Raw genomic sequence first — 16840 nt, forward strand, 5'->3', positions numbered from 1 at the left:
TTCAGGCCGCTGCCCGGGCAATTCGCCGATTGCGATTGGAAATGAAGCGATAAATCTCGAGAAGCGTCAGCGGCAGGAAATGCACCATTGCCGGACCGATCCCGCCCCAGTCATGCAAGGCCGCCCAATGGACCAGTGTCAAAACAGCTGCGGCATAGACCCAACGTTGCAGCGATTTCCATGCTGGGCCCAGTTTGCGCACCCAGCCGTCTGTTGATGTGACGGCCAAAGGAACGAAGATGAGAAAGGCAATCCAGCCTGTCCAGATATACAGCTTGGAAAGCTCGCCACCCGTAAATGCAACGGCGCCTTCGTCGATCAGGTAGAGCACTGTATGCAAGGCTGCGTATCCAAATGCGGCAACGCCCAGATACCGTCTGCGCTTCATTAGCCAGCGGGGGCCGCGCCAACCTTTGAGAAGCATCGTCAATGGTGTGATCATCATTGTGATGATCATGAAACGGGCAGCGAATTCGCCGGACGGATGCAAAAGCTCATGGATCGTTTTTGCATCGCCGCTTGCCAGCCCCATGATCATCGGGATGGCCGGAATGCTCAACAAAGCCCAAAACGTGAAGGGGTGATCCCAAATTGATTTGATCTGTTTCATCTGAATGTTCCTTTCGCTGTGTTGTTAAACGCAACACAGTCGCCAATCCGTCGCACAAACCGCTAAAAACTTTGCAGGCTTACGGTTTTTTTGCCACGGCACCGCGTATAGTCGTTTTGTCCAGTATTCCGCGATCAGGTTGAGCAGGATCTCACCGGTCTGGCCCGGAAATTCGGCCTTCCCTATTGCAGCGGTTTTGGCTGTGTGGGCGGGCTTGGGTATTCGTGATTTACCAAAAGAAGGCAGCGGCGACGATCTTAAGACCTGTCGATTGGTGCGCGTGCGGCCGGAATGGAACTTACCTGTTCTCGGTGTCTTGATGAACCGGCCAGACGGCGGCCCGCAAATGATGCTGACCTGCCGATTGATCGACTATGCGACCGCTCATCATTGATGAGACCAACACGCACTGACAGGACATGAATCAGGCGAACTGCGCCTTTGGTTCATTCAACGTCAGTTCGTGGCTGGGCGTGGTGGCGCATTCCCGTGCGTGAATGCCAAGGCAAACCAATGCCGGCCAGAGAAGGTAAGCTTCGATTTCGATGTTCTCACCGAAAGACAGAAGCACGAGAACCATACAAATACCCAAGGGCAGGCGGCCACGCGGCCCTGCCGCGGCATCCCAAAGCGCGAGCCCCGTTTGCCACAGCAGAGGAACCAGAAAGGCAAGAAACCCAACCAGCCCTTTGACGAACAGCAGGCCAAACCAGGTGTGGTGGCTGCCGATTGGCATATATTCGACCAGATGCGGGCCCGGCTGGACGGTGCCATGACCGAACCAGACGGCTTCTTCTTCCCAGCGCTCTTTGGCAATTCTTTGCAGTGTTGCGCGCACGCGGGTGCTGTCGGCGCGGGCCGCTTTGAACCCCTCGATACCGGCCCCAATGGACTGAGCCAGCCAAGGCCCGGTTATCGCCAGCGAGGCCGTCAAGCCGGACAGCGCAGCCCAGGCCCAACTGCGCAGGACCAAAGGCATCAGACGTGGCCCGATGGTACAGGCTACCAAGCCAACCAGCCCCATTCTGGATTTGGAGGCAAGGATCATCAAAGTGCCCGCAGCGACGCCCGCGGCGCGCCAGCGGTTGTCTTTTTCTTCCAGTGCGAACAACACCATCGTCACGCCCAACAAGGCTGCAAAGGGCGACCATGGTGCATAGAATTGCCACCGGGGTGTCCAGGATGCAGGGTCAAACGTAAACAGGTAGACAGAAAAGTACTCTGGCCCTGGTCCGCCAACCGCCTTGAGCGGAGATGTGAAAATGCGTTCTGGCAATCCGACGTAGGGCGCGATCAAAAGCACTGGCGCAATGCAAAGCGTCCAGAACCCCAAACGGCATTGTGCCCGGATCAGGATTTCACGGCGGATCGGCAGGACAGCACCAATCAAAGGAAACAGCGCCAGAAGCGCCCAGCCCTTTGCCCATCCGATCGAGGATTTGATTGTCTTTTTCAGACCCAAGCCCCAGTCCAGATGACCGATCCAAAGCGCGACCAGCATGACCAGCATGCCGATCATCCATCCCCAGATCACAGGTGGGATCGAGCCAGTGGCTCTCAAGTCGTCACGGATCGCAGGGCCAAGGTAGAGCGACAAGACCACCAGTCCTGCCATCAACCATGCCAGAACCGGTCCGACAACATACAACGCGCCGACGGCATAGAACGGCCAGGTCCAGACAATCGTCTTCCAGACCATCGCTTCAGCAGGGTTTTGAGGGCTGATTGGCGCGGAAGTCATGATTAGCGTTTCTTCGCGTTCAGTAGGATTTCAATCAGCCAGCTTCGGATCCACCCAAGGGACAGTGCGAACAGCAGCATGAAGGTTGCTGCGCCGCCTGCGGCCAAGGCCAGTTTCTTGCGCGGGGCGGATTGCTCTTCAGGGAAGGTCGGGTCTTCGAGGACCTGAACCAAGGGATAAGATGCATAGACATCGGTTTTCTTGGATTGCGTGCGCGCGATGGCAGAGGCAAAGACCGCTTCGGCGACGTTGAAGTCGCGTTGCAGATCTTCCAGCCGGGCAGCCTTGGGGGCCAACCGGTTCAAACGCGCGGTTTGCAGTTGGAACAGGGCGCGCATTTCTTCAAGCTCGGCCAGCAGTCCAACCCGCTCGGACTCTTGACGAACCAACTCGGTCAAAAGCGCGGCGCGACCGCCATCAACAGACCGTTCCAGAGCGCTGGCATCGCCGGTCAATTCTGCTGCGCGTGTAGCGGCTTTTGTCCGGGCTGACTCCATGGCCGCTGCGGCCTTTTCAACTTTAGGGTGGCGATCGCCATAGTTGGCGCGGGCCTGCGCCAGCTCTGCTGCCGCGTCGGCCATTGCTTCGACCAGAGCGATATAGGACGTGTCGCCATTGAGACGCAGAATGCGGGAGGCCGTATCCGCATCAGCCCCAAGACGATCTTCAAGCCGCTGAACAGATGCGACCTTGCTTTCGTATTCGGAGTTTGCTGTGTCGATGCGTGCTTGCAGTTCGTCGGCTTCATCGACCTGACGATTGTATTGCTCTGCCGAATGCAATCCTGTTTCAGAACGCAGCTGTTCGATTTCCAACCGTGTCGCGGATACGGAATCCCGATAGTCGCGGATTGCGCTTAAGCTGCCGTCCTCACGACTGTTCAACTCGTCGCCGCGCAGGCGGTCGATTTCGTCAAAAAAGGCGGCCAGAAGAGCAGCATTGCGGGACTGCGCTGCGACCGGGTCGGACGCCGTCAGTTTAACGTGAATGAAGGCCGTTTGATCGACGAGTTGCACGCGCGGCTTGCCAAACTCCTTGGCCGTGATGCCGAGGCGCCCCGCCGCGTCTTTTATCACGCGATCAGCCGCGAGAAGGCGTTTGTATGTTTCGGTGGGGCTGACAGAGTTGCTGGCAAAGGCCGAGCTTGCGTGGCTGGATGCCTGACCAATGTTTGCAAGGTTCACAGAGGAGGCAGATCCAGAGCCGGGCAGGATCAAAGACATGTGGCTGTCAAATGCCGGGGCGGCTGTTTTCAGATAGGTATTGATTGGGGTCCATATAATCGTGAGTCCCAAAATGCAGAACCAGACATAGCGGGGCAGCCGACGTACGTCGCGGGTCGATCCACCACGAAATGCGCGCCGCAACGCTTGCTGCGCGTTCATGTTCGACTTGAAACTCGACCGCAGATCGTTCGGCGAAATATCTTGCATAGTCATCCGGGTTCTCCTTCGCGAACAGAGATAAAGGAGTTTGAGCCGGACGTGTTATGCGCAGGAGGTATGGGGATTCGGGCGTTTGCCCCAAAAACTATCCCTTGGGACAGTTCGGGGGCAAAAAACATTGGTTTTCAGAAAAGAATAGCGGCCACGCTGTCCCAAAACAGCGTGCCTCTATCGATACACAATACCCGGAGTTCGTCTAAAAAAGACCAGCGTCGCGCGCGACAATCGCGGCCTGGGTGCGGTTGTTCACGTCGAGTTTGCGATACAGCGTTTTCATATGAAGTTTGATTGTCGGCTCTGTCAGGTCCAGATCCCGGGCGATTTCCTTGTTGGATTTGCCCTCGGTCAGGCCCTGTAGCACTTCCAGTTCGCGCTTCGTCAAACCTTTGGCCATTGGGTGGGATTCGGTCGAATCCGGCGCAGTCATGAAATCAATGGGGGCAAACTGTTCGCCCATAGCCATGAATTTGATCGCATTCACAAGAGACTTTGCAGGCAGGGTTTTAGGCACGAAACCCGCAGCCCCCATGCTGAGCGCCTGTTCCGCAATCTCTTTGGTCGCTTGACCGGAAATCAACGCGACGCGCTGGCCGCCGTTCATTTCCAAAGCCTTTGCCAGACTGTCGAGACCGTTCATTCCAGGCATCTTGTAGTCGAGAAGCACAAGATTGTACGCCTCGTCTTCATTGATCCTGATGCAGGCTTCGTCAAAACTGGACGCGCTGCTTAGCTCAATACCCTCTTCTGCCCCTAGAAAGGCAATAAGAGTATCGCGGAGCAGGTCGTGGTCATCGGCTATCAATACCCGCATCTTCAAAATTCACCTCTGGTAGTCTTTGCAACAAAGCATACGCCATTTTTTCAATATGCATGAAGGTAAAGTTCCATTTTAGGGAGAAATTGGGTCAAGAATGGGTGCATCGCGCTACACCAACGGATAGCGCGATCTGAACGACCGGGTAAGGCGCGCTTCCTCTGGGCGTCTGTGGATAACCTTCCGAGCCTATATCGCGCCTATGCGCCGTTCGGCTCACCGATGCGTAAGTCACTAGTACGGAGGCGAAATTGCGGGAATCGGGTGCTATGGCGCACCTCTAGGGCAACGAAATCACATGCCTTGGAGCCCCCACATGCAACACCAGCTGCCAACACACTTCCGGAACGCCGTTCCAGCCTTTGACAAGCCGCACTATGAGTTGCCTACGCGCAACGTTCTCGGTTTGCCCGTTGTCGACACAACGTCCGAGCAGGCAGTCGAAGCTTTGTTGTCAGGTGCTGCACGCAGCGTCTACTTCCTGAACGCACATTGCGCGAACCTACGCGCCAAGGATCGCGAATATGCTTCTGCTCTTGCGCGTGCGGATGCAATCCTTCCTGATGGGATCGGTGTTGAGCTGGCGGCCAGAATGTCGGGTGGGGGCCTGACTGAAAACCTGAACGGCACCGATTTCACTCCTGCTTTGCTCCACGCGGCGTCGCGCCGCGGCATGTCGGTTTTCCTCTTTGGTGCTCGCCCGGGTACGGCTGAACAGGCCGCCAACAAGCTGGCCACCCAAATCCCGGGCCTGCGGATTGCAGGTACGCTGGATGGATATGCTGGCGCAGCAGACGAACAGAACGCCATTGACGTGATCAACGCGTCTGGTGCCGACATTGTTCTTGTCGCGATGGGTGTTCCCCTGCAGGAAATGTGGATCGACAGGAATCTGCCTGACCTGAACGCACGGCTTGTTCTGGGTGTCGGCGCACTCTTTGATTTTCTCGCTGGAAACGTCGTCCGGGCCCCTGAATGGGTTCGCAAAGCAAAATCCGAATGGGTGTGGCGACTGATGCAAGAACCACGCCGTTTGGCCAAACGTTACCTTATCGGAAACGGCACCTTCCTGGCACGGGCTGCAGTTCATGCGGTTCAGGAAAAGTCCAATGGCGCTGTTGCCAAACGCGCCATGGATTTTGTCCTGAGTGGTGCGCTGGTTCTGATGCTCGCTCCGATCCTGTTGTTCGTCGCCGCCCTGATCCGTCTTGAGAGCAAAGGACCCGCGATGTTCCGGCAGGAACGCGTTGGCCGCAATGGCGAAACCTTTACGATCTTCAAGTTTCGGACGATGCATACGGACGCCGAGGAACGCCTGGCGGCCATTCGCGCCCAGTCAGATCGCGACGGTATCTGCTTCAAAGCGCGTCACGATCCTCGGGTAACCCGTGTTGGCCGTTGGCTGCGCCGCTACTCTGTGGATGAACTGCCGCAGATCCTGAACGTTCTGAAGGGTGACATGTCGCTTGTTGGTCCGCGCCCGGCTCTGCCACGTGAAGTTGCAGCCTACCCTGGCGTTGCCATGGAACGTCTGGATGCCCGTCCCGGGATCACCGGCCTTTGGCAAGTGTCTGGTCGTGCCGACATCGGGTTCGACAAAATGGTGGACATGGATGTGGCCTATGTCCGGTCCCGCAGTGTTCTGCTCGACGTGATGCTTTTGGCGCTGACCGCACGCGCTGTAATCTCAGGGCGGGGTGCCTACTAAAAATGTAGAATAGATAGGAGGGGCTATCCGAATGGGTAGGCCCTTCATCCCGATGGCCAAGTGCGAACTCCCGATCTGTGTGAAATGGTGCAGGCAATCAAAAAGGAGGCATGACATGACATTTCACCGTCTGGCAATTGCGCTGACGTTCGCCTTTGCAACGTTTGCTGCGCCGCTCTATTCTGACACGTTGCCGAAACCGACAGGTCCTGTGATCTTGACCATTTCAGGTGAGATCGAAAACACCAATGTCGACGGCACCGCACAGTTTGATCGTGTCATGCTCCGTGCCCTTGATAACGCTGAAATCGTAACCGAAACGATTTGGACGCCGGCCACCCATACGTTTACAGGTGTGCGTCTTGAGACCCTCTTGGAGCATGTTGGCGCAAAAGGTGGGTTGATCAAAGCAACCGCTATCAATGACTACACCGTAGAGATCCCGACCTCTGATGCGACGGCAGGTGGGCCGATTGTGGCTTTTGCCATGGACGGCCAGCAGATGTCGCGCCGCGACAAAGGTCCACTTTGGGTAATCTACCCGTTCTCATCTTCCAGTGACTATAGAACAGAAGTGATTTATTCACGTAGCATATGGCAGCTGGATCGAATGACCATCGAAGAATGATTCAGGCCCTTTCGAATAGGCGAGAGGGCGACGCTTCGCTGTGGCGCCGTGGCCGGATCCTGTTAACAGGGATCGGGCTGCTTTGCGTTGTATCCATTGTTTTTCTGGTTTCTGAGATTGTTCAGGAGCTGCGGTTCCTGAACTCTGCCAGTTCCGACAATGTCCATTGGGTACTTTCACAGTCCGAAGTTGAGCTTCTGGAATTTGAAAACGCTGTTATAGCGGCGCAGCAAGACAGTAGCCAAAGACAGCTTGATTTCCTCGTTGTGGAATTTGACGTTTTCTACAGCCGTATGACAACGCTTGCCGTCGGCTCTCTTTATACGGATTTGCGGGCGATCAACGAATTCGGTCAGCCGATCGCAGAGATCCGGGCGAAACTTGAAAACATGATCCCGGTGATCGATGGCAGCGCTGACCAGTTGCGCCAAGGGTTGCCTTTGCTGCATCAGGAGGCCAACGAAATCAGGCCGTTGCTGCGTCGTGCATCGACAACGGGGCTACAATATTTCGCTGAGTTGTCAGACCGCAGCCGGGCGTCAGTGTCCTGGACTTTGCTTCGATTGGCCTTGATCACGGTTGCACTGCTAATGGCTCTGGTCATTTTGCTAGGACATACGCGCCGGGTCAGCAAAGAGACAGAAAACCATGGATACGAACTGGCCGATGCTTATGCGCGCCTGAATACCATTTTGGAAACCTCGCTGGATGCGGTGGTCGTATCCGATCTGGACGGTCGGATTCTCAACTTTAATTCTGCGGCTGAACGCATTTTTCAGCACTCTTTCGATGACGTGGTTGGAAAAAATATCGGTGAGATCATTATTCCGGATCACCTGAAGCCCGCTCATGATGCGGGAATGAAACGAATGCGTGAAACCGGCGAACAGAAGGTTGTCGGGCATGGCCGCGTCCGTCTCGAGGCGAAGCGCAAGAATGGCGAAGTGTTCCCTGTCGAACTCGCGCTGGAAAAAGCGCAGGCCGACGACGACGAACTCGTGGTCGCGTTCCTGCGTGACATTTCTCATCGCGTTGCCTCTGAAAACGAGTTGGTCGAGGCAAGAGACAAGGCATTGGCGGGTGAAAAGGCCAAGGCAGAATTTTTGGCGATGATGACGCATGAAATCCGTACACCTTTGAACGGGCTGTTGGGGAACCTTGCGTTGCTGGAAAAGACCCATTTGTCCAAAGGGCAGGACCGCTATGTGCGAAATATGGGTCTGTCGGGCGAAACGCTCATGCATCATGTTGATGCGGTTCTCGACGTGGCACGTTTTGAATCTGGAACTTCTACGTCCAAAGAAGAAGTTGTTCATCTTGGCCAACTGGTTCAGGGAATTGTGGACGCGCAGGCCAGCGCCGCCGAAGCCAACGGCAATCACATCCAGTGGGGTTGGTTGGATGAACCGCTGGAATGGGTCCGCATCGATGCGTCTCGTTTGCAGCAAGTTTTGCTGAATCTCGTCGGTAATGCGATCAAATTCACACACGACGGTAGAATCTCAATTGAAATGGAACAATCGAGGCTGACCGGCGAGGAACGCGCGCTTGAAATGCGAGTGATCGATTCCGGTATTGGGATCTCAGACGAGAACCAAGAGCGCATCTTTGATGATTTCCAAACCATCGATGACGCGAATGTTGCCGGCGTTTCCGGCACCGGACTTGGGCTCGGCATTGCGCGTCGATTCATCGAAGCAATGGGCGGCGAAATTGGCGTCGAAAGCACGCCCGGAGAGGGAAGTGTATTTTGGCTGCGCATTCCTGTCGCGCCCGAAACTGGTCCCAAAGTCAGTCACATCCCGGAGCAGCCAGTCCAGGTTGTTCCCTGTGATCTGCTTTTGGTGGAAGACAACGAAATCAATCTTGAAGTCGCGCGGGAAATGCTGGTCAGCCATGGTCATACCGTGACGGTCGCGCGTGATGGTGAAGAGGCTGTCGAGACGGCCAATACTCGGCGCTTTGACCTGATCCTGATGGATATTCGCATGCCAAAGCTGGACGGATTGGGCGCCACTCGCCTGATCCGCGAAGGCGGCGGTGTAAATCATGATGCCCCGATCATTGCTTTTTCAGCGAACGTACTGCCGGAAGCCAAAGACCGGTTTACCGCGGCTGGTATGACAGGTTTCTTGCCGAAGCCGCTGAACGAAAACGAACTGCGTCAGGTTTTGGCAAAGTTTGGCCCCGGGGCTGATCATTCACACACCACAGACAAACCAAAGGTGGAAAAGCCAATGGAACACGCCGTAGAACTGAGCCCGTTGGAAAAACTCAAGCATCGTCACATTGACGAAACGCGCGACTTGTTCGACTGGCTGGCAAGCGCTCCTTCGGATCACAACGAAATCGCAGAGCGTGCCCACAAGGTTGCGGGCAGCGCGGCGGCCTTTGGTCAGTCTGGACTGCGCGAAGCGCTGGTTGCTGTTGAAATGGCCGCCGAAGCGGGCGACGGCAGCGCGCTGGATAGCGCCTTGGAATCCGCGCGCAAGGCGTGGCAAGACGCGCCAGAGCCAACATTGGCCTGACGCGCCTTTCTAAGTTTTAAGGCAGGACGGCCGCGGCGCCTGCGACTGCACCAATGACACGCGCGGCTTCTGCGAGGTTCGTGATGCGGCTGTCATAGCAAGCGATGGCGTCACCCGGCAGCAGGTACGGGTCATAGTCATCCCGATCTGCGCGGCGAAGCATTTCTTCGATGTTGCGTTCGATCACAATCGAAACACCAGTCATCGGATCGCGGGTGAACAGGATCGCCCACCGGTGTGCGCTGCTCGCCTTGGCGCCACCAACACAGTTGGTATCGACGACAGCTTGCATAAAGCGCGCGCCGTAAGGAACCTCTCTTACATCACGCCCAATGGCGGATGGCGCATTTGCCAGCGCAGTCTGTGTGAGGTTGGACAAATACAGCGAGATGCCGGGCGGGCTGACGGGCCCGGGACGCATCAAGTCATCCTGAAAGCACAGTCGCGAGGGAACTACGATTTCATCGCCGGTCAGCAGAATGATATCTGTTGCGTGACGCCCTTCAAAAACGCCGCGCATATCCAGAACATATTTTTTTCCGCCACGGTGGAGTTCTACGGCAGACAGATCTGCATCAGGCCGGACGCCGCCCACCGATCGCAGCGCGACGGAAAGGTTGCGCGCTTCGGTCGAAGCACCCAGAGCTTGCTGTCGCATGATGTCTATGTCGGTTGCGGACCGGCCACCGATGACGATGGAATGTGGTTCGAACACAGCACCGGACACCGCGACGTTCACCCTCGCGAAGTCGGCAAGGCGCAACGAAATTCTGGGTCGTTCGTCGTAGAAACCTTCGCGGACCAAAAGCCGGGCCACTTCTGCTTGAACGTCTTCTGGTTGGCGTCCCTGCGCAGTGATCGCCGGGAGGAACGGCAACTTCAGTTTGCCGTCACGGGAAATCACGTATTGCCCGTTGAAGGTTTCGTCATCGGCAACCCGCACGTCCACCAGATCATCACGGGACAGACGTTCGCCCAGCAAAATGGACGGCACACGCGGCCCGGCTTTGCCGAAACCTTTGCCACCAGCGAACGGGCGGCACTTTTCAGCGTTCATCTGCGCGGAAAAGAGAAACTCCCCCGATCCGTCAATTGGTGCCAAGTCACGGTATTGTGCCTGATATGCGCCGCCGCTTTCGACAGGCGCAATATTCTCGGGCGTTGGCGCAGGTGTGCAGCCAACGACAAATGCGAAGCCCAATACCGAGCCCAGCAATCTGTTATTTACCAAGAACATGAGTACCCTCGCTTAGCCACCCCCAGGTGATAAGCAAACTCAGTCGTCTGTTTAATCGGACGACTGGATAAATGCGATACCCGATTGGATATAAGTTCAATCATTCGCGGTCTGTTGCCCTCCTGCCGCGTCCGAGACGTGAAGTACCCGGGGCAGGTATCAATGGTTCCAAGTTGAAAAGGAACCTGAACCGTGTCGAAACCCGCTGCTTCCATGATGAGCCACCTGCTGGCTTATGGCGCATCCGAGATCGCGACCAAGCTTTCGCGCTTGTTCGTTGTGGTCGCTGTTGCGCGGACACTGGATGTGGCTGAAATCGGTATCGCGGCGGCTGCGCTTGCGACGGGTGACCTGCTTAAGTCATTGACGGAAAACGGAGTCGGCCAACGCATCATCGCAGCTCGCGAAGAAGAGCTCGATGCGACGTGCAACCGGGCACATGGCCTGTTCTGGATCTGGTGCACTGGATTGTTCGTCATTCAGGTGGCGATTGCTGGTGCGGTCTACGCTGTCACAGGAAACGTGACGCTGGCTGCATTGATCCTTGTGCTGGCAGGTGAATATCTCTTTATGCCGGGCGGCCTTGTGCAAACCGGCCTAGCGCTGCGGAATGGCAAGCTCAAGCAAACGGCGGCAATTGCCGGCGGGCAGGCTGTCATGGCCAACCTGATGTCGGTCGTTCTGGCGATCGTCTGGCCATCTGCGCTGGCGCTGGTTCTTCCGCGCCTGCTGACTGCGCCGTTCTGGCTGATCGCGATGCGCCGTTTGCATCCTTGGACTGCAAAGCCAAGCGCTGGTAAATCCGCGATCATGCCGTTTGTACGCTTTGGTTGGCCCGTTCTGGGCACCGAAGTTGTCAAAACTGCTCGTCTGCACGCAGACAAACTGATCATCGGCGCGCTGCTTGGACCTGAACTTTTGGGCATGTACTTCATGGCCTTCAACGCTGGTCTGAGCCTTGCCACTTCCTTCTCTACAGCTTTCGCTGCCGTACTGTTCCCTCATCTGTGCGCCAGCGATGACCGGTCTGCCGCTATGCGGCAGGGTCTGGCCGTCTCAATCGGACTTGTTGCTCCCGCCGTTGTTCTTCAGTCGCTTCTGGCACCTTGGTATGTGCCGTGGCTGCTCGGGGACGGTTGGGACGGTCTTGCAGAACCTGTGTCTATTCTGTGCCTCGTTGCCATCCCCACAATGCTTTGGACCGCGACAGCCGGTTGGCTGCGGGCCGAAAACCGCCCCATCCGGGAACTGCGCGGCACGGCAATTCTGACTGTTGCCACGATCACCAGCACAGTGATCGCCGCACCCTACGGATTGGTCGCAATCGCTTGGGGATACCTGGCCATCTCCTGCGTCACGATGCTGCTGCTGTCGCGCCCGGTGCTTCAAATCGCCCTTTTCAACAATCGTGTGAGTGTTTGAACAATGCCACTGATTTCTATCATCATCCCCGTCTACAATGCTGCCGAAACTCTGCCCGCGACAATCGCCTCTTTGCAGTCTCAGACCCTGACAGGTTGGGAAGCAATTCTGGTTGATGACGGTTCAACAGATGCCAGCCGCGAGATCGCCAGCAAACTGGCGAGCGAAGATGCCCGCATTCGCCTCGTTCGCAATCCAGGCAAAGGGCCGAGCGCAGCGCGCAACTATGGTGCTTTGAAAGAAGCACGTGCGCCGATTGTCGCCTTCTGTGATGCTGATGATCTGTGGGAGGCGCGCAAGCTGCGCGAAGTCGCCGACAACCTTCTAAACCTTGAGGCAGATGCAGTTTACGGCCGCATCGGATTTTTCAACGATGACCCAAGTGTGGTGCGGACACGCTCGACCGTACCGGCCGGTGCCGTGACTGTTCCTCAGCTGATGGGTGAAAACCCCGTTTGCACCATGTCCAACCTGTCAATCTGGCGTGAGACCTTCCGTGATGTTGGCGGTTTTCGCGAAGACATGGTTCACAACGAAGATCTGGAATTTCTGATCCGTCTCGTCGGTCGGGGCAATAGCCTCAAAGGTATCAACTCTGACCACGTGTTGTACCGGCTGAGCCAAGGCGGCTTGTCCGCTGATTTGGACGCCATGCGTGCTGGTCGCGTTGAAGCATTGGTCACTGCGCAACAGCATGGGTTTGCTCCGAACCCACGCGGCGAAGCTGTGTACATGCGCTATCTCGCGCGCCGGGCTTTGCGCTTGGGAGCGCCAGCTCAGACTGTGCGCGAACTTGTGGCCGAAGGATGCCGGAACAGCGCGACGGCCTTTTTGCTGCCTTTGCGTCGCGGCGGAATGATCGCAATGGCCGCACTGTGCCTTCCTGTCCTGCCTCAATCGGCACGCCAATTCCTCTTCTCTAACTAAGGAACGTACCCATGCCTTATGCCACTATCGTAGTTCCTGCTTACAACGCGACATCGACGTTGCCCCAGACTCTCAAGTCATTGGTTTCGCAAACTTTTCGCGATCTGGAAATCGTTGTTGTAGACGATGGATCAATTGATGCGACCGCGCAGGTTACAAATGAATTCGCCATGCGCGACGATCGCATTCGGCTTGTCCGCCAATTCAACCGCGGGCTCGCAGGCGCGCGGAATAGCGGCATCGCCGCGGCCAAAGGTATGGTCATTGGGTTTTGCGATGCTGATGACATCTGGATGCCGGAAAAGCTGGCAACTCATGTGGCGCATCTGCAGGACAATCCCGAAGTGGGTCTCAGCTATTCCGGTTCGGCGATGATCGACAACGACGGCCAGCGCATCGGGCATGCACAGCGACCAAAGTTGCGTGGCGTCACCGCCGCACATGTTTTCAAACGCAATCCGATTGGTAACGGGTCGGCCCTTGTTGCGCGCCGCGAGGCTCTGGAAGCGTTGACATGGCGCCCGGCGACCGAGCTGCACCGCGATTGGGTCTTTGATGAAACCTTCCGCCAGTCTGAAGACATTGAATGCTGGTTGCGTCTGTGCCTGTCCACGGATTGGCTTGTCGAGGGTGTTCCCGGTCTTCTGACTGAATACCGCGTGAACCCGGATGGGTTGTCGGCAAACGTCAATGCACAGTTGGCGTCTTGGGAACGGATGGTCAGCAAGCTTCGTGCATTGGCCCCTGAGTTCTTTGCCGAACACGAAGGTGCGGCGCGTGCCTATCAGTTGCGCTATCTCGCACGCCGCGCTGTGAGCAGCGGCGATGGCCACGCGGCACGTGACCTTGTCTCGCGTGCGTTCAACCAGTCCCGAACACCGCTGCTCGAAGAACCAATCCGCAGTGTGACCACCTTTGTGGCCGCTCATTTGACAGCGCGTTTCGGTGATGCACCGATCCGCATTGCCCGTTCGTTGCTCCGTGCCGTTCGTTCCTGATTCAAGAAAGTGACAATCCAAATGACCAAGCTTCCCCAAATCCTTCATCTTGTTGACGACGCAACGCCGGGCGGTGTGACCCGTGTTCTGGAACACATTCGGACATGTCCGATGATGGCCGATGCCGGTGAACACATCGTGCAAACGGTATCACCCAGAGGCCGCTTGCCACACTGCAACGCCGACATGATTGTCTCGCATCTCAGCATGAATTGGCGCCGTCTTCCTGCTTTGATCACTTTTCGCGCCCGTCATGCGGGTACCCCTTTGGTGCATGTGGAGCACAGCTACACCGAGGCGTTCACCATTCTGAACGTCAAATCCAAGCTGCGTTTCTTTACCATGTTGCGCACCGCCTATGCGCTTTTTGACACCGTTGTCGCCGTCAGCGCCGAGCAAGGCGCGTGGCTGAAGCGCCGTCGTCTTGTGTCTGAGCAGACCTTGCGCGTGATTGCGCCGGTCGTTCCGCTGGATCAGTTCCGCGCCTTGAAGGCCCCGACTGGCAAACCGCGTGTCATCGGAGCCATCGGACGGCTGCATCGTCAAAAGGGTTTTGATGTTCTGTTGCAGGCGTTCCGGTCGCTTCCTGATCGTGACATTGCGTTGCATGTCTATGGTGTGGGTCCTGAAGAGGAAGCGTTGCGCGAGATTGCGAATGGTGATCCGCGCATTTGTTTCTATGGCTATTGTGACCGACCCGAGATTGTCATGAATGCGATAGACGTGGTCGCCATGCCATCACGCTGGGAAGCATTTGGTCTTGTCGCGCTCGAAGCCCGGGCTGCCGGACGGGGACTTGTGTGCACCGACATGGACGGTCTTTCCATGAGCGGTGGGGATGATGCCCGTTTTGTCAGAGGTCACAATATTCGCGACTGGACAAAAGTTCTGCAAGAAACGCTGGCTCAGGATGTGAATGCGGTTGCACCGGATCGGGTCGCTGGATGCGAAGCCGCATTTGCCGAGAACTGGCAGGGATTGATCGAGCACCATTTGCCGCAACAGTCCGTGCGCATCCGCAAAACCAAGAACGGCGCGGCTGGTTTGGCGGTCGTTTCCGCAAACTAAGTCGGTCTTCGACCTGCTTCCGCCTTTTCCGGGCTTTCCTGCTCAACTTTTGCCCGGCCTGTCCCGGCCCGCGTGCTTGCGCGGGCCGGGACCTTGCTCCAAAGAGGGATTGAACACTCACAGGAGCCCTTGCATGTCCTTGCCGCGCAAAGATCTTTTCGACCTGCCTGAGGGCGTCATCTATCTGGATGGAAACTCGCTTGGCCCGCTGCCAAAATCAGCGTCCGATGCTGTGCAACGCGTGGTGCAGGATCAATGGGGCCAGCAACTGATCCGCGGATGGAATCTTTGCGGCTGGATGGATCAGCCATCGCGGGTTGGTGATCGGGTCGGTGCTTTGATCGGCGCAGAGCCCGGATCGGTGGTGATGGGTGACACGCTTTCGATCAAGGTCTTTCAGGCATTGGCCGCTGCACTGCAAATGCGCCCTGACCGGCGCGTGATCCTGTCTGACACAGGGAACTTCCCAACAGATCTTTATATGGCCGAAGGTTTGATCGCGTTGAAGAACGCTGGGTATCAGCTGAAAACTGTTGCACCAGAAGACGTCGCAGACAGCATCGACGCAAGTGTCGCGGTGGTCATGCTGACCGAGGTCGATTACCGGACTGGTCGCAAACATGAGATGTCGGCAATCACGCGTGCAGCGCATGAGGCTGGTGCTGTGATGATCTGGGATCTTGCCCACAGTGCAGGCGCGCTCGAAGTGAAGCTGAAAGAATCCGGCTGCGAATTTGCCGTTGGATGTACATACAAATACCTCAACGGTGGCCCGGGCGCGCCGGCCTTTATCTATGTGCGCCCTGATTTGGCGCCAGACATTCAGCCGGCTTTGGCAGGATGGCTGGGCCATGACGCCCCCTTTGCCTTTGAGCCGAATTACAGGGCTGGCCTTGGGATTGAACGCATGCGTGTGGGCACGCCGCCTGTTCTGCAAATGGCCGCGCTCGAGGCCGCACTGGATGCTTGGGATGGGGTTGATATGGCAGAATTGCGCAGCGCGTCGGTTGCCTTGTCTGATCTGTTCATTGCCGAAGTCGAAAAGCGTTGCCCGATGCTGCGATTGATCAGCCCGCGGGATGGAGCGCGGCGCGGCTCGCAGGTGTCCTTCGCTTTCGACAATGGCTATGCAGCGATGCAAGCCATCATCGATCGCGGCGTTATTGGTGATTTCCGCGCGCCGGATGTCATGCGATTTGGATTCACGCCGCTGTATATCGACGAAACCGATGTTCTGGCGGCTGCCGATATCATCGAAGAGGTAATGCGCGGCGATCTATGGGATCGCCCTGAGTACCACCAGAAATCCAGAGTGACCTGAAAAGGCTTATGTTCAGCCTTCTTCGAGGACCTTGCGCGCAACGCGGAAGCATTCCAAGGCTTGCGGTACGCCGCAATAGATACCGACCACGTGGATAATCGCGCGGATTTCTTCGGGCGAAACACCGTTGTTGATTGCCCCACGGCAGTGGATTTCCCATTCGTGCATTTTGCCCAGTGCGCCGATCATTGACAGATTCATCATGGATCGCGTCTTGGCATCAATGACGTCGTCCCCCCAGCCAAAGCCCCAGCACCAAGCTGTCATGGCTTCCTGAAAGGGGCGGGTGAAATCATCTGCCGCAGCGAGGTTCTTTTCCACATACTCTGCGCCAAGGGTTGCCTTGCGTTGCTCCAGACCCTTCAGAAACAGGTCCTCATCAAAAGTGCTCAT

15 protein-coding genes are annotated in these 16840 nt (G+C 56.7%); 9 read left to right on the forward strand and 6 right to left on the reverse strand.

The genetic code is table 11. The features are described 5' to 3' along the window. Position 1: 1 nt before the first annotated feature. Complete coding sequence (locus PFY00_RS04300) at positions 2-610, reverse strand: protein-methionine-sulfoxide reductase heme-binding subunit MsrQ (RefSeq protein WP_271431265.1); 609 nt, start codon at positions 608-610, stop codon at positions 2-4. A gap of 139 nt (positions 611-749) precedes the next feature. On the opposite strand from PFY00_RS04300, the gene PFY00_RS04305 reads away from it, so the two are divergent. Next, positions 750-1004 (forward strand): hypothetical protein, encoded by a 255-nt coding sequence (locus PFY00_RS04305; protein ID WP_271431266.1) that lies wholly within the window; start codon positions 750-752, stop codon positions 1002-1004. Between the two features lie 30 nt (positions 1005-1034). Here the strand turns inward: PFY00_RS04305 and PFY00_RS04310 are convergent, their stop codons facing one another. The 3 genes from PFY00_RS04310 to PFY00_RS04320 form a co-directional block, all read right to left on the reverse strand. Further along, on the reverse strand, positions 1035-2351 hold the full coding sequence (locus PFY00_RS04310; RefSeq protein WP_271431267.1) for an O-antigen ligase domain-containing protein: 1317 nt from the start codon (positions 2349-2351) through the stop codon (positions 1035-1037). Between the two features lie 2 nt (positions 2352-2353). Next, on the reverse strand, positions 2354-3790 hold the full coding sequence (locus PFY00_RS04315; RefSeq protein ID WP_271431268.1) for a GumC domain-containing protein: 1437 nt from the start codon (positions 3788-3790) through the stop codon (positions 2354-2356). 202 nt (positions 3791-3992) lie between these two features. After that, the gene (locus tag PFY00_RS04320; protein WP_271431269.1) at positions 3993-4607 is read right to left on the reverse strand and encodes a response regulator transcription factor; all 615 of its coding nucleotides are present in this window, start codon (positions 4605-4607) and stop codon (positions 3993-3995) included. Between the two features lie 319 nt (positions 4608-4926). Between PFY00_RS04320 and PFY00_RS04325 the strand changes: the two genes are divergently transcribed. From PFY00_RS04325 to PFY00_RS04335, 3 genes are all read left to right on the forward strand, one after another. After that, positions 4927-6318 (forward strand): WecB/TagA/CpsF family glycosyltransferase, encoded by a 1392-nt coding sequence (locus tag PFY00_RS04325; RefSeq protein WP_271431270.1) that lies wholly within the window; start codon positions 4927-4929, stop codon positions 6316-6318. 115 nt (positions 6319-6433) lie between these two features. Continuing rightward, entirely contained in the window at positions 6434-6946 is a 513-nt protein-coding gene (locus PFY00_RS04330; RefSeq protein ID WP_271431271.1) for a molybdopterin-dependent oxidoreductase, read from the forward strand. Next, on the forward strand, positions 6943-9474 hold the full coding sequence (locus PFY00_RS04335; protein ID WP_271431272.1) for a PAS domain-containing hybrid sensor histidine kinase/response regulator: 2532 nt from the start codon (positions 6943-6945) through the stop codon (positions 9472-9474). The genes PFY00_RS04330 and PFY00_RS04335 overlap by 4 nt, the downstream gene beginning before the upstream one ends. Before the next feature lie 16 nt (positions 9475-9490). Here PFY00_RS04335 and PFY00_RS04340 read toward each other — a convergent pair whose 3' ends face one another. Beyond that, positions 9491-10711, reverse strand: a complete 1221-nt coding sequence (locus PFY00_RS04340) for a polysaccharide biosynthesis/export family protein (RefSeq protein ID WP_271431273.1) — start codon at positions 10709-10711, stop codon at positions 9491-9493. A 216-nt stretch (positions 10712-10927) separates the two neighbouring features. Between PFY00_RS04340 and PFY00_RS04345 the strand changes: the two genes are divergently transcribed. The 5 genes from PFY00_RS04345 (at position 10928) to kynU (ending at position 16447) form a co-directional block, all read left to right on the forward strand. Beyond that, entirely contained in the window at positions 10928-12133 is a 1206-nt protein-coding gene (locus tag PFY00_RS04345; protein ID WP_271431459.1) for an oligosaccharide flippase family protein, read from the forward strand. 3 nt (positions 12134-12136) lie between these two features. Beyond that, on the forward strand, positions 12137-13060 hold the full coding sequence (locus tag PFY00_RS04350; RefSeq protein WP_271431274.1) for a glycosyltransferase family 2 protein: 924 nt from the start codon (positions 12137-12139) through the stop codon (positions 13058-13060). 11 nt (positions 13061-13071) lie between these two features. Then, the gene (locus PFY00_RS04355; protein WP_271431275.1) at positions 13072-14058 is read left to right on the forward strand and encodes a glycosyltransferase family 2 protein; all 987 of its coding nucleotides are present in this window, start codon (positions 13072-13074) and stop codon (positions 14056-14058) included. A 21-nt stretch (positions 14059-14079) separates the two neighbouring features. Then, a complete protein-coding gene (locus tag PFY00_RS04360; RefSeq protein WP_271431276.1) occupies positions 14080-15126 on the forward strand; it encodes a glycosyltransferase family 4 protein in 1047 nt (348 codons plus the stop codon). A 133-nt stretch (positions 15127-15259) separates the two neighbouring features. Further along, positions 15260-16447: a kynureninase gene (gene kynU, locus PFY00_RS04365; protein WP_271431277.1), complete on the forward strand. Its 1188-nt coding sequence runs from the start codon at positions 15260-15262 to the stop codon at positions 16445-16447. A gap of 12 nt (positions 16448-16459) precedes the next feature. Here kynU and PFY00_RS04370 read toward each other — a convergent pair whose 3' ends face one another. Next, positions 16460-16840 (reverse strand): carboxymuconolactone decarboxylase family protein, encoded by a 381-nt coding sequence (locus PFY00_RS04370; RefSeq protein WP_271431278.1) that lies wholly within the window; start codon positions 16838-16840, stop codon positions 16460-16462.

Origin of the sequence: Thalassococcus lentus, from assembly GCF_028023555.1 — a bacterium.
Taxonomy (GTDB): Bacteria; Pseudomonadota; Alphaproteobacteria; order Rhodobacterales; family Rhodobacteraceae; genus Thalassococcus_A; species Thalassococcus_A lentus.

Excerpts from the sequence above, each read along its gene's own strand:
- PFY00_RS04300 (WP_271431265.1), bottom strand. The coding sequence starts at position 610 with ATGAAACAGATCAAATCAATTTGGGATCACCCCTTCACGTTTTGGGCT.
- PFY00_RS04310 (WP_271431267.1), bottom strand. The coding sequence starts at position 2,351 with ATGACTTCCGCGCCAATCAGCCCTCAAAACCCTGCTGAAGCGATGGTC.
- PFY00_RS04315 (WP_271431268.1), bottom strand. The coding sequence starts at position 3,790 with ATGACTATGCAAGATATTTCGCCGAACGATCTGCGGTCGAGTTTCAAG.
- PFY00_RS04320 (WP_271431269.1), bottom strand. The coding sequence starts at position 4,607 with ATGCGGGTATTGATAGCCGATGACCACGACCTGCTCCGCGATACTCTT.
- PFY00_RS04325 (WP_271431270.1), top strand. The coding sequence starts at position 4,927 with ATGCAACACCAGCTGCCAACACACTTCCGGAACGCCGTTCCAGCCTTT.
- PFY00_RS04330 (WP_271431271.1), top strand. The coding sequence starts at position 6,434 with ATGACATTTCACCGTCTGGCAATTGCGCTGACGTTCGCCTTTGCAACG.
- PFY00_RS04335 (WP_271431272.1), top strand. The coding sequence starts at position 6,943 with ATGATTCAGGCCCTTTCGAATAGGCGAGAGGGCGACGCTTCGCTGTGG.
- PFY00_RS04340 (WP_271431273.1), bottom strand. The coding sequence starts at position 10,711 with ATGTTCTTGGTAAATAACAGATTGCTGGGCTCGGTATTGGGCTTCGCA.
- PFY00_RS04345 (WP_271431459.1), top strand. The coding sequence starts at position 10,928 with ATGAGCCACCTGCTGGCTTATGGCGCATCCGAGATCGCGACCAAGCTT.
- PFY00_RS04350 (WP_271431274.1), top strand. The coding sequence starts at position 12,137 with ATGCCACTGATTTCTATCATCATCCCCGTCTACAATGCTGCCGAAACT.
- PFY00_RS04355 (WP_271431275.1), top strand. The coding sequence starts at position 13,072 with ATGCCTTATGCCACTATCGTAGTTCCTGCTTACAACGCGACATCGACG.
- PFY00_RS04360 (WP_271431276.1), top strand. The coding sequence starts at position 14,080 with ATGACCAAGCTTCCCCAAATCCTTCATCTTGTTGACGACGCAACGCCG.
- kynU (WP_271431277.1), top strand. The coding sequence starts at position 15,260 with ATGTCCTTGCCGCGCAAAGATCTTTTCGACCTGCCTGAGGGCGTCATC.
- PFY00_RS04370 (WP_271431278.1), bottom strand. The coding sequence starts at position 16,840 with ATGAGCACTTTTGATGAGGACCTGTTTCTGAAGGGTCTGGAGCAACGC.